Here is a 10,761-nt window from a genome sequence, read left to right as displayed (position 1 = left end):
GCGCCTTCCTGCCCTGGAGGCTGTCCCGTATGCACCGTCTTCTCGGTATCACCGTGGCGCTGGCCGCCGTCGTGGCCCTGGCCGCCGAGCCCGCCGCGGGCCCCTGGACGAAGAAGGTCCGGGCCGGCAAGGACGTCTACGCGACCCTGAAGACGAGCCAGGGCGTCATCACCCTGAAGCTCTTCTCCAAGGACGCGCCCAAGACGGTGGAGAACTTCGTGGGCCTGGCCACGGGCGAGAAGGCCTGGACGGACCCGGCGACGGGAGAGCCCGTGAAGGGCAAGCCGCTCTACGCCGGCACCGTCTTCCACCGCGTCATCCCGGGCTTCATGATTCAAGGCGGCGACCCCACCGGCACCGGCAGGGGCGACCCGGGCTACCGCTTCGCGGACGAGTTCCAGAGCGGCCGCAGCTTCGACAAGCAGGGCATCCTGGCCATGGCCAACGCCGGGCCCAACACCAACGGCAGCCAGTTCTTCATCACCACCTCCACGCCCGCGCAGCTCACCGGCCGCCACACCATCTTCGGTGAGGTCGTCACGGGCTACGACGTGGTGGAGAAGATTGGCAACGTGCCCCGGAGCGCGCAGGACCGCCCGCAGACGCCCGTGGTCCTGGAAACGATTACACTGAGTGAAAAGGCGCCCAAGAAGCCGGCCGCGCCCAAGCCCGCCGCCCCCAAGAGCGCCCCGCAATGAGCTTCATGGAGCAGGCCCGCGCGGGCACGGAGCTGTTCGGAACCTTCACCACCACGGAGGGGCGCATCGTGGTGCGCCTGTTCTCCAAGGAGTCGCCCCGGACGGTGGAGAACTTCGTGGGGCTGGCCACGGGCGAGAAGCCGTGGACGGACCCGGTGACGTTCCAGCCGCAGCATGGCCGCCCGCTCTACGACGGGACGCTCTTCTTCCGCTGCATCAAGGACTTCATGATCCAGGGCGGGGATCCGACCAGCCGGGGGAACAACGGCCCGGGCTTCCGTTTCGAGGATGAGTTCCAGGGTGGCCGGCGTTTTGACCGGAAAGGTGTGCTGGCCATGGGCAACACGGGCCCCAACACCAACGGCAGTCAGTTCTTCATCACCGCCGCGCCCCAGCCCCACCTGGACAACCGGTACACCATCTTTGGCGAGGTGGTGGAGGGGCAGGACGTGGTGGACCGCATCGCCAATGAGCTTCCCAAGGATTCAAACGACCGTCCCCGCCGGGACGTGCGCATCCAGCAGTTGACCATCTCCACGGCGCGGCCGTCGTAAAGCAAGCCGTCCGCCGTTCATAGCCGTTCCCCCGGGGCCTTCCCGTGAAGCAGTCGGAAGGCCCACTGATCATCTCCGGAAGTATGGCCTCTCAGTCCCAGAAGAAGACCCCTCGCGCTGGCTTCGCCGCGCTCATCGGCCGGCCCAACGTGGGCAAGAGCACGCTGCTCAATGCGCTCACCGGCGAGAAGATCGCCATCGTCTCGCCCAAGCCGCAGACCACCCGCAACCGCATCCTGGGCGTGGTGACGCGTCCGGAAGGGCAGGTGGCCTTCCTCGACACGCCCGGCATCCACCAGGCCAAGGGAGAGCTCAACCGCTACATGGTGGAAGCCGCCCTCTCCGCGGCCGAGGAGGTGGACCTGGTCCTCTTCCTCATCGAGCCGCCCCAGGGTGAGACGCTGGACGTGACGCCGGGCAACCGCTCCATCCTCGAGCGGCTGGAGAAGGTGGGCAAGCCCACCTTCCTGGTCATCAACAAGATCGACTCCATCCCCAAGTCGAAGCTGCTGCCGCTCATCGCGCTCTACGGCCAGGAGTTCCCCTTCGCGGAGGTGGTGCCCATCTCCGCGCGGGAGAAGGACGGCGTGGACCACCTGTTCCAGGTGGTGCTGGGCCACCTGCCGGAAGGCGAGCCCCTCTTCGCGGAGGACATGCTCACGGACCAGCAGGAGCGCGTGCTGGTGGCCGAGTACATCCGCGAGCAGGTGCTGCGTCACTGCCGCCAGGAGATTCCGTACTCCACCGCGGTGCTGGTGGACGTGTTCGATGAGTCCGAGCGTGAGCCGCGCCCCGGCACGCCCCCCGGCCAGCTGGGCGGCCTCATCCGCATCGCGGCGTCCATCTACGTGGAGCGCGACAGCCAGAAGGCCATCCTGATTGGCAAGCAGGGGCAGATGCTGAAGCTCATTGGCACGGACGCGCGCAAGTCGGTGCAGCGCCTGCTGGGCGCGCACGTGTACCTGGACCTGCGCGTGCGCGTGGAGGCCCGCTGGAGCGAGCGTGCCGCAGGCTTGAGGAAGTTGGGTTACGAGTGATGTCGCCGCTGAAGTCCGTGCCGCTGATGTCGTTGCCGCTGAAGTCGTCGCTGTCGAAAGAGACTCCATGAAGCCGCTGGTCGCCATTGTCGGTCGCCCCAACGTGGGCAAGAGCACGCTGTTCAACCGCCTGGTGGGCCGGCGCATCGCGCTCGTGCAGGACGAGCCGGGTGTCACCCGCGACCGGCACTACTCCGACGCGGAGTGGGAGGGCCGCGCCTTCACCCTCATCGACACGGGCGGCTTCGTCCCCGGTGAGAAGGACTCGCTGCTCAAGCAGGTGCGCGAGCAGGCGCAGTTCGCGGTGGAGGAGTGCGACGTCATCATCTTCGTGGTGGACGCCCGCGCGGGGATGACGACCGCGGACCAGGCCGTCGCCAACTACCTGCGCAAGGCGGGCAAGCCCGTCGTCGTCGCGGCCAACAAGCTCGACAACGAGTCCGGGCAGATGCAGTCGCTGGCGGGCGAGTTCTTCCGCCTGGGCCTGGGCGACGTGACCGCCATGTCCGCCGAGCACAACCTGGGCATGGGCAGCCTGATGGACTCCGTCGTGTCCAAGCTCCCGGAGAAGCAGGAGGGCGAGGACTCGGAGGCGCCGCCGGACGACGGGAAGATCCGCGTGGCCATCATCGGCCGGCCCAACGTGGGCAAGAGCACCCTGGTCAACGCCATCCTCAAGGAGAAGCGCGTTGTCACCAGCGAGGTCGCCGGCACCACGCGTGACCCCATCGACTCGGAAGTCACGTACAAGGGCAACCAGCTCATCCTCACGGACACCGCGGGCATCCGGCGCAAGAAGACCATCGCGCACCAGGTGGAGCAGTACTCCGTCATCGCGGCGCTGAAGGTCCTGGAGCGCAGCGACGTGGCGGTGCTGCTGATGGACGCCACGGAGCCGGCGGTGGATCAGGACGCGAAGCTCGCGGGCCTGTCCATGGACCGGGGCCGCGCGCTGGTCATCGTGGTGAACAAGTGGGACCTCATCGCGGAGGACAAGCGCCGCCAGGACGCCTTCCGCGAAGACCTCAAGATCGCCCTCAAGTTCGTGGGCTACGCGCCGGTCATCTTCACGTCCGCCCTCCACGGCTCCAAGGTGGAGAAGGTGGTGGACGTGGCGGTGGAGCTGGCCAAGCAGTTCCGCTTCCGGGCGCCCACCCCGCAGCTCAACAAGCTGCTGGACTACATGGTGGACAACAACCCGGCGCCCATCGTGAAGAGCAAGCCGCTGCGCCTGTACTACATCGCCCAGGTGGCGGCGGCCCCGCCGACGTTCACCCTCACCTGCAACGAACCGCAGGGCGTGCCGGACATGTACAAGCGGTACATCACCAACCAGATCCGCAAGACGTTCGATTTGCGGGTCCCCATCCGCCTGCTCTTCCGTGAGCGGCCAGGCAAGGCCAAGCGCGAGGCGCGCAAGAAGCCGCACCTGGCGGGCAAGGGTGGCAAGGGCGGCAAGCGCGCGGGGCGCGACTGACCGCGCACACGCGTTGACACTCCCAGCGGGCGCTCTTTACAGTGCGCCGCTTTCCCAGAGCGAAGAGCACCGTCGAGCCGGTAGAGAGGTCCCTTCATCGTGGCCCAGCAGAAGACCGAGAAGATTCGCCAGCAGGAGCTTCGTCAGCCGGACGCCTTCCAGAAGGCGGGGGCGGATGCGCGCGACTGGCTGATGCAGCGCCAGAAGTTCCTCGCCATTGGCGCCGGCGTGCTGGTGCTGGGCGCGGTGGGTTTCGCCATCGTCAGCGAAGTGTCCAAGCGCGGCGAGGAGACGGCCGCCATGGCCCTGGGCCAGGCGCTCACCGTCCTGGACCGCCCCGTGACGGGCGTGGACCCGGCGGACCCCACGGCCACGGAGCCCCCGTTCGCCACGGTGCAGGCCCGTGACGAGGAGGTCGTGAAGCAGCTGGCCGCCTTCCGCAAGGAGCACGAGGGCACGCGCTCGGCGACGACCGCCGCCCTGGCGCAGGCCAAGGCCGAGTTCCGGCTGGGCAAGAACGACGAGGCCCTGGCGTCCCTGGACGTCTTCCTCAAGGGCGCTCCGGAGAACGACGCCCTGCGCGCGGGCGCCCTGGAAGGTCAGGGCTACGCCTACGAGGCCAAGGGCGACTACGCCCAGGCCATCACCTCCTTCGAGGCGATGGAGAAGGCGGACACGGGCGAGTACCTCGTCGGCATGGGCGCCTACCACAAGGCCCGCATGCTCATCCTCCAGGGCAAGAAGGACGAGGCCGCGCAGCTCCTGTCGAAGATTCCGACGGACCACCCGGGCAGCGCCGCGGCCCGTCAGGCCACCGAGCGCATGGCGGTGCTGGCCGCGGAGGGCGTGAAGGTTCCCACGCCGGCGCCGCCCGCCGCGACGGCCACGGACGCAGGGCAGCCGTAGCGCGCTCATGACCATGCGGCTCGCTCGGTGGAAGCGGTGGGTGGGAATGGTGGCCGGGGCGGGGCTCCTGGCCGGGTGCGCGGGTGCGCCGCTGTACGGCAACCCGGAGCTGCCCGCGGCGCCCCGTCAGCCGCCGGTGGACTACTTCCAGGTGGATTGGTGGAAGGGGCTGGTCGACAAGACCCCGCTGCTGGAGTACTCGCCGCGCGAGCCCGCCTCCCCGGTGTACGACCCGGAGAGCCGGAACGTCATTGCCCAGACGCGTGACGGCTATGTCCGCGCGGTGGGGCCGGACGGGCAGGTGGCCTGGTCCTTCCGCACAGGCGCCCGGGCGCTCGCGGGGGGCATCGCCAGCGAGGGGGTCATCTACCTGCCCGGCGGTGACGGCGTGCTGTACGCGCTGGACGGCCGCACCGGCGCGGTGAAGTGGAAGTACGCCACCAGCGAATCGCTGGCCACGGTGCCGGTGCTCGCGGACGGCCTGGTGCTGGTGACCACGGATACCGACACGGTGTTCGCGGTGAAGGCGACGGACGGCACGTGGGTGTGGCAGTACCGGCGCGACCCGCCGTCGGGCTTCACCATCCGGGGCGCCTCCGCGCCGAGGGTGGACCAGGGCACCGCGTACGTCGGCTTCTCCGACGGGTTCATTGTCGCCCTCAAGGTGGAGGACGGCGGCGTCGTCTGGGAGAAGTCCCTGTCCGGCTCGGGCACGGAGTTCCTGGACGTGGACACCACGCCGGCCATCGACTCGGCCGGGCGGCTCTACGTCGCGTCGTACAAGAGCGGCCTGTACGCCCTGGAGGCGGACAGCGGCGCCGTCATCTGGAACACCAGCGTGGGCGGCCTGACGTCGCTCCTGTCCCGGGGCGAGGTGGTGTTCGCCACTGGCGACGGCCGCGTGGACGCCTACCTGGGGGAGACGGGAAAGCTCATCTGGTCGCTTCCCCTCAAGGATAGGACGGCGCTCGCTCCCGTGTTGGCCCGGGGAATGCTCCTGGTGCCCAACGAGCGTGCGCTGCTGTTCGTGGACCCGACGACGGGCAAGACGCGCCTGTCGTGGAACCCGGGCGTGGGCATCTCCGCGCCGCCGTTCGTCGTGGGCTCGCGGGTGTACGTGCTGTCCAACAACGCGTACCTGTACGCGCTGGACCTGAACAACGTGAAGAAGGGGCCGCGCGGGTGACGCGCGCCGTGCCCAGGACGGTGCGGGTGGTGGCCGCGCTGATTCCCCGGCCCGGCCCGGAAGACGGCGGGCCGCGGTACCTGGTCCAGCAGCGCCTCCCCGGTGGGAGCCGCGCGCTCCTCTGGGAGTTCCCCGGCGGCAAGGTGGAGGCGGGCGAAACGGACGAGGCCGCCCTCGCGCGCGAGTGCCGCGAGGAGCTGGACGTGGCGCTGTCCGTGGGCCGCCGCCTGTGGGAGGGCCGGCACACGTACCCGGACCTCACCGTGGAGCTGGTGCTGTTCGCGGCCACGATTGAGTCCGGCGAACCGAAGCCGCTGGGCGCGCACCAGCTGGCATTCCACACGCCCACGGAGATGCAGGCGCTGCCGTTCTGCGAGGCGGACGTGCCGCTCCTGGACGACCTGTTGGCGGGAAGGCTGGGTGCGCTCGATTGATGCTGCTGCACACGTTCCAGCACATCCCCGGCGTGGGGCCGTGGCGGGAGAAGGACCTGTGGTCCAAGGGCATCCGGACCTGGGATGACTTCCCCGACGGGGGCATCGTCATCAGCCGCAAGGCGGACACGGTGGCCCGCCAGCGCATCGCGGAGGCGCGCGAGGCCCTGGCCCGGAAGGACCTGAAGGAGCTGGCCCGCCTGGTGCCGCCGCGCGAGCACTGGCGCCTGTTTCCGGAGTTCCAGGACGACGCCGTCTACTTCGACATCGAGACGGACGGCAGCCAGACGCAGGTGCCCACGGTGGTGAGCCTGTTCGACGCCGCGGGGCTGCACGTCTTCATCCAGGGCCGGAACATGGACGCGCTGCCGGACGCGATGGCGAAGCGGCGGCTGTGGGTGACGTTCAACGGCTCGTGCTTCGACGTGCCGGTGCTCAAGGAGTACTTCGGCGCGAAGAACTTCCCGGTGCCGGAGGCGCACATTGATTTGCGCTTCGTCACGCGGCGCCTGGGGATGGGCGGCGGGCTGAAGGAGATCGAGGACAAGCTGGGCGTGGGCCGGCCGCCGCACCTGAAGGGCGTCAACGGCTACGACGCGGTGCTGCTGTGGCGCGCGTACCTGCGGCGCGGTGACGTGGAGGCCCTGCGCTACCTGGTGGAGTACAACCTCTACGACTCGTTCCAGCTGCGGTCGCTGATGGACCTCTCGTACAACAAGGGCGCGGACGACCTGAACCTGGACGTTCCCCGGTTGAAAGTGTTTGAGCGCGGCGACCTGCTGTACGACGTGAGCCGGCTGCTGCTGGAGCTGGGCCCCACCGAGCGCGACCTGGACACGCTCGCGCGCGTGCGGGCCATGGAGCAGGATTCCTGAGCGGCCAGGTCGTGCCCTGGGTCGGCCGGCCGCGGCCCGGCGCCCTTTGGGGCATTCCCAGCCGCCGCGTGGCGCTCACCCGGCTCACGACGCTGCCGCTCACGGACGCGGAGTGGGCGGGGGACGGCTTCGTGCTGACGCCCTCGGCCGAGGCGGTGGGGCTGGCCGTGGGCGCGAGGCGGCTCGCGGTGCTGGGGGCGACGGAAGCCTGGCCGCCCGCGCGTGCGTTGGAGCTGCCCCGGACGGCGCAGCTCGTGGCGCTGCATCCGTCGCTGCAGGGCGTGGCGGTGCTGGGGCCGGGGCGCATCGAGATGGTGGGCCGGGCACCGGATGGGAGTCCGGTGGAGACGCCGGCGCGGGCCTGGACGCGGAACACGCAGGCGCTGGGGTTCGACGTCACGGGCCAGGGACTGTGGGCGAGCGGCGCGCTGGACGGGCGGGCGTCCGTGCACGTCCTGGATTCCCGAACGTTATCAGACGTCGCGGGGACGGAGGCGGGGCTCGGGCTGGACGCGCCCCCTTCGGGCGAGGACGACCTGGAGGGGCTGCACGAATGGATGCCGCATCCCAGCCTGCCGGTGATGGGCGTGGCGGTGAGCCAGGGCCAGGAGGGCACGTGGCTCACGTTCGTGGAGCGTGGCGCGGCGGGGCTCGAGCGGCGGGCGGCGTTGGCGTCGGTGGACGCGCCGTTCTATCCGGCGGGCTTCTTCCCGGACGGCTCGGGCTTCATCGGCGTGGGGGGCACCTGGGTTCGGCGCTGGACATACCCGGAGGCCACACAGGCGGCGGAGTTCCTGCTGCCGGAACAGGGCACGCTCGCCACGGGGTACACCGGGCTGGTGACAGGGCAGGCGGTGCTGGTGGCGGTGGAGGACCTGTTGGAGGCGGGGGAGTGGTACCTGCTTCAACTGGACCCCGTGTCGCTGCGGCCCGTGTGCGCGTGGGAACTGCCGCTGTCCACGGAGGCCGTCACGTCGGTGCACCTGTTGCCCGGCGGCTTCGTGCTGTCGCCCGAGGACGGGCAGCTCTGGCGGCTGCCCGACGAGGTCCTCGGCGCGCGGTGAGGTGAACACCGGCGGCGCGGATTGTTGACGCCCGCGTGGAATGGCTCGGAGGCCTGTCTGTAAGGTCCGGGACCATGAGTGATCCGAACTTCGTGAATCAGGGCCCTGGAGGAGTGCCACCGCCGCCGGACGCCGAGCCGCCGAAGGCCGCTCCGTCGCGCGGCAAGGTCCTGGGCATCTTGATCGCGCTGATGGTCCTGGGGGTGGTGGGTTCGTATTTCGGCATGCGGCGCCAGTCCGAGCAGCCGCCCGTGGTGACGGCGCCCCCGGTGGTGGACGCGGGCGTGGCGGAGGCACCGGCGGAGGTGTCGCTGCCGGAGAGTGACGGCCGGATCCGCGAGCTGGTGGGCAAGCTGTCGGTGGACCCGGAACTGGCGCGGTGGCTCCAGGAGCGCGACCTGGCGCGCCGGTTCACCGCGTCCGTGAACAACATCGCCGACGGTGAGAGCCCCCGGGCCTCGCTGTTGTTCATGGCGCCCGTGGGGGCGTTCCAGGTGGGCACGGCCGGGGCGAACGGGCGCGCGGAGATCGCGCCGCTGAGCTACGCGAGATACGACCTGGTGGCCCGGGTGCTGGGCTCGCTGGACGCGTCCGGCGCGGCGATGGTGTACCGGGAGCTCAAGCCGCTCATCGACCAGGCGTACCGGGAGATCGCGCCGCCGGATCAAGGCTTCGAGACGGCGTTCGGCCGGGCCATCCAGCACCTGCTGGCGGTGCCGGTGCCCAAGGGGCCGGTGGAGGTGGAGCCCAAGGGCGCGCTGTATGTCTATGCGTCGCCGGAGCTGGAGGGGCTGAGCAAGGCCCAGAAGCACCTGTTGCGGATGGGCCCGGGGAACATGCGGCTCATCCAGGCGAAGCTGCGGGAGCTGCGAACGGCGCTGAACCTGCCGACGCCCGCGCCGGCGACGCCCGAACCGTTGCCGGATCAGGCGCCGGGGCAGTCCGAAACCCAGGAATGACGGCTACTTGTGCTTCTTCTTGCCGCCCTTGGCGGGGGGCGGCGGAGGCGGCTTGGCCTTTTCCTTGTCGCCGATGATCTGGAACGAGGCCCGGAGGTCCTCCACGTCGCGGCCGCGGGAGTCCTGGAACGACGAGCCCGTCTGCGAGTCGACGACCAGGGTGTACGAGTAGCCGGTCTTGAGCGGCTGCGGCAGGTGGATGCGGTAGACGAGGCCGTCATCGGCCTCGGACACGGAGTCGTCGGAGACCATGGCCCGGTCGGCTTCGTCCATCAGGCGGACGCGGTAGTTCTTGAGGCCCAGGGTGCTGCGCAGCTCCAGGTCGGAGGTGGGCTCCACGAGCGGCTTTTCCTCCAGGGCCAGGGGGATGAGCGCGGAGCCACCATCCGGCGACAGGTACTGGAGCGTGAAGACGACGGACTCGGGGCCCGAGTCCGGGGGCGCCGTAGGGGCCGTGACGCCGCCGTCCAGGGGGGCCTGGGACGTCTTGTCGGGACAGCCCGTGAGCAGGGCCGCGGTGAGGCCGCACAGCGCGGCGAGGCCGGTTCGTCGGAAGAGGCTCATGGGGCGGCAAGGTACGTTCCGGACCCGGGCTCGGGAAGCATGAGATTCCAGGGCCTGGAGGCTGGAGGTGGGTGGTCGACATGAACGCGATTCGATGGGTACCCGCCGGGCTTTGCCTGGCGTTCATTTCGGGCTGCTCAACCGTCGCGCATGCGCCGGGTCGCCGCTCCACGGGCGAGTACCTGGCGCAAGCGGCGGACGCGTGCCGGCCGGGCGACCTGAGCACCGTGTGTTGCCTCAAGAAGCACCGGCTCCCCGAAGCATGCGGGATGACAGAGAGCGAAGCCGCGACGTTGATGCAGGGCACCCGTGAGTTCGAAAAGGCGACCAGCACAGCTGCGAATGACGACGCGGACGATGGTTGGCGGCAACACTGCATCGACATGTATGCCCGGTGCCAGTCCACGAAGAAGCCGCATTGGGGAGGTCCGTGTGGCTCGTGCATGGAGCGCTGCAAAGGGCAGCGGCAATGGCCGTTCGACATGTGCGGGCCAGGGGTGGCGCAGTGACGTCCGATGACTGGCGGAAGGTAATCGACCTGGGTCTGGCGCTCGCGAACGGCGCGGAGCTGCCGCAAGACCCTGAGCTGCCCGCGCTCCTGCGCAGGATGGCGCCACAGGTGGGAATGACTCGCGCGGACGCCGAGTCAGCCCTTGGCAGCGCGCCGGATACAGCCGCGCTCGTGAAAGAGATCCATCGACGGACGCGCGAGGGCACGTATCGCCTTGGACGCACGTTCGGAGCGTCGGACTTGCTCAAGGAGAGCGGAGATAGGGCTGGGGCGAGGAAGGTGCTTGAGGACGCAATGGCGGCGGAGGTGGTTCCGCTTTACCGGGCGCAGCTCCAGGCATACCTGGACCATGTGGATGACCTCGACGACACCTAGGTGCCGACGCGATGGGGCCGTGGGGCGAGTTACGTGGACGTCCTGGGGGCCCAGGGGGGCCGGGGGAAGCGCTTGGAATCCTTGGGGAACCCCTAGTCACAACGTCTGATAAGAAGCGTTA

The 10,761-nt window shown here is 69.7% G+C and carries 13 protein-coding genes; 12 read left to right on the top strand and 1 reads right to left on the bottom strand.

Annotated elements, in window-relative coordinates; translation table 11 throughout:
- Positions 1–29: 29 nt before the first annotated feature.
- From D7W81_RS21970 to D7W81_RS21925, 10 genes are all read left to right on the top strand, one after another.
- The gene (locus D7W81_RS21970) at positions 30–698 is read left to right on the top strand and encodes a peptidylprolyl isomerase (protein ID WP_120557355.1); all 669 of its coding nucleotides are present in this window, start codon (positions 30–32) and stop codon (positions 696–698) included.
- Entirely contained in the window at positions 695–1,252 is a 558-nt protein-coding gene (locus D7W81_RS21965; RefSeq protein WP_120557354.1) for a peptidylprolyl isomerase, read from the top strand. The genes D7W81_RS21970 and D7W81_RS21965 overlap by 4 nt, the downstream gene beginning before the upstream one ends.
- Before the next feature lie 83 nt (positions 1,253–1,335).
- On the top strand, positions 1,336–2,289 hold the full coding sequence (gene era, locus D7W81_RS21960; RefSeq protein WP_120557353.1) for a GTPase Era: 954 nt from the start codon (positions 1,336–1,338) through the stop codon (positions 2,287–2,289).
- A gap of 67 nt (positions 2,290–2,356) precedes the next feature.
- Positions 2,357–3,766, top strand: coding sequence for a ribosome biogenesis GTPase Der (gene der, locus D7W81_RS21955; RefSeq protein WP_120557352.1), 1,410 nt, complete (start codon positions 2,357–2,359; stop codon positions 3,764–3,766).
- Between the two features lie 96 nt (positions 3,767–3,862).
- Entirely contained in the window at positions 3,863–4,672 is an 810-nt protein-coding gene (locus D7W81_RS21950) for a tetratricopeptide repeat protein (RefSeq protein WP_438503369.1), read from the top strand.
- Positions 4,673–4,718: 46 nt separating this feature from the next.
- Positions 4,719–5,858 (top strand): outer membrane protein assembly factor BamB family protein, encoded by a 1,140-nt coding sequence (locus D7W81_RS21945; protein ID WP_244227349.1) that lies wholly within the window; start codon positions 4,719–4,721, stop codon positions 5,856–5,858.
- Positions 5,855–6,292: a (deoxy)nucleoside triphosphate pyrophosphohydrolase gene (locus tag D7W81_RS21940; protein ID WP_120557349.1), complete on the top strand. Its 438-nt coding sequence runs from the start codon at positions 5,855–5,857 to the stop codon at positions 6,290–6,292. Before D7W81_RS21945 ends, D7W81_RS21940 begins: the two co-directional genes overlap by 4 nt.
- Positions 6,292–7,167: a ribonuclease H-like domain-containing protein gene (locus tag D7W81_RS21935; RefSeq protein ID WP_120557348.1), complete on the top strand. Its 876-nt coding sequence runs from the start codon at positions 6,292–6,294 to the stop codon at positions 7,165–7,167. Before D7W81_RS21940 ends, D7W81_RS21935 begins: the two co-directional genes overlap by 1 nt.
- A gap of 11 nt (positions 7,168–7,178) precedes the next feature.
- Positions 7,179–8,231 (top strand): hypothetical protein, encoded by a 1,053-nt coding sequence (locus D7W81_RS21930; protein ID WP_120557347.1) that lies wholly within the window; start codon positions 7,179–7,181, stop codon positions 8,229–8,231.
- Between the two features lie 74 nt (positions 8,232–8,305).
- A complete protein-coding gene (locus D7W81_RS21925) occupies positions 8,306–9,190 on the top strand; it encodes a DUF3014 domain-containing protein (protein ID WP_120557346.1) in 885 nt (294 codons plus the stop codon).
- Positions 9,191–9,193: 3 nt separating this feature from the next.
- Here D7W81_RS21925 and D7W81_RS21920 read toward each other — a convergent pair whose 3' ends face one another.
- Complete coding sequence (locus tag D7W81_RS21920; protein ID WP_120557345.1) at positions 9,194–9,754, bottom strand: hypothetical protein; 561 nt, start codon at positions 9,752–9,754, stop codon at positions 9,194–9,196.
- Between the two features lie 71 nt (positions 9,755–9,825).
- Here D7W81_RS21920 and D7W81_RS42035 point away from each other — a divergent pair, with 71 nt between their 5' ends.
- Both D7W81_RS42035 and D7W81_RS21915 read left to right on the top strand, forming a co-directional pair.
- Positions 9,826–10,263 carry a hypothetical protein gene (locus D7W81_RS42035; protein ID WP_147445580.1) on the top strand — a complete coding sequence of 146 codons (438 nt, stop codon included), beginning with the start codon at positions 9,826–9,828 and terminating at the stop codon, positions 10,261–10,263.
- Complete coding sequence (locus D7W81_RS21915) at positions 10,260–10,640, top strand: DUSAM domain-containing protein (protein WP_158621651.1); 381 nt, start codon at positions 10,260–10,262, stop codon at positions 10,638–10,640. Before D7W81_RS42035 ends, D7W81_RS21915 begins: the two co-directional genes overlap by 4 nt.
- Positions 10,641–10,761: the final 121 nt, after the last annotated feature.

The sequence above is a fragment of the Corallococcus aberystwythensis genome (genome assembly GCF_003612165.1).
GTDB lineage: Bacteria > Myxococcota > Myxococcia > Myxococcales > Myxococcaceae > Corallococcus > Corallococcus aberystwythensis.
Note: the sequence above shows the minus strand (reverse complement) of the source record. Positions and strands in the feature narration are given on the sequence as shown.

What these genes read in the sequence shown, in the direction of transcription:
- D7W81_RS21970 (WP_120557355.1), top strand. Translation starts at nt 30, where the DNA reads ATGCACCGTCTTCTCGGTATCACCGTGGCGCTGGCCGCCGTCGTGGCC.
- D7W81_RS21965 (WP_120557354.1), top strand. Translation starts at nt 695, where the DNA reads ATGAGCTTCATGGAGCAGGCCCGCGCGGGCACGGAGCTGTTCGGAACC.
- era (WP_120557353.1), top strand. Translation starts at nt 1,336, where the DNA reads ATGGCCTCTCAGTCCCAGAAGAAGACCCCTCGCGCTGGCTTCGCCGCG.
- der (WP_120557352.1), top strand. Translation starts at nt 2,357, where the DNA reads ATGAAGCCGCTGGTCGCCATTGTCGGTCGCCCCAACGTGGGCAAGAGC.
- D7W81_RS21945 (WP_244227349.1), top strand. Translation starts at nt 4,719, where the DNA reads ATGGTGGCCGGGGCGGGGCTCCTGGCCGGGTGCGCGGGTGCGCCGCTG.
- D7W81_RS21935 (WP_120557348.1), top strand. Translation starts at nt 6,292, where the DNA reads ATGCTGCTGCACACGTTCCAGCACATCCCCGGCGTGGGGCCGTGGCGG.
- D7W81_RS21925 (WP_120557346.1), top strand. Translation starts at nt 8,306, where the DNA reads ATGAGTGATCCGAACTTCGTGAATCAGGGCCCTGGAGGAGTGCCACCG.
- D7W81_RS21920 (WP_120557345.1), bottom strand. Translation starts at nt 9,754, where the DNA reads ATGAGCCTCTTCCGACGAACCGGCCTCGCCGCGCTGTGCGGCCTCACC.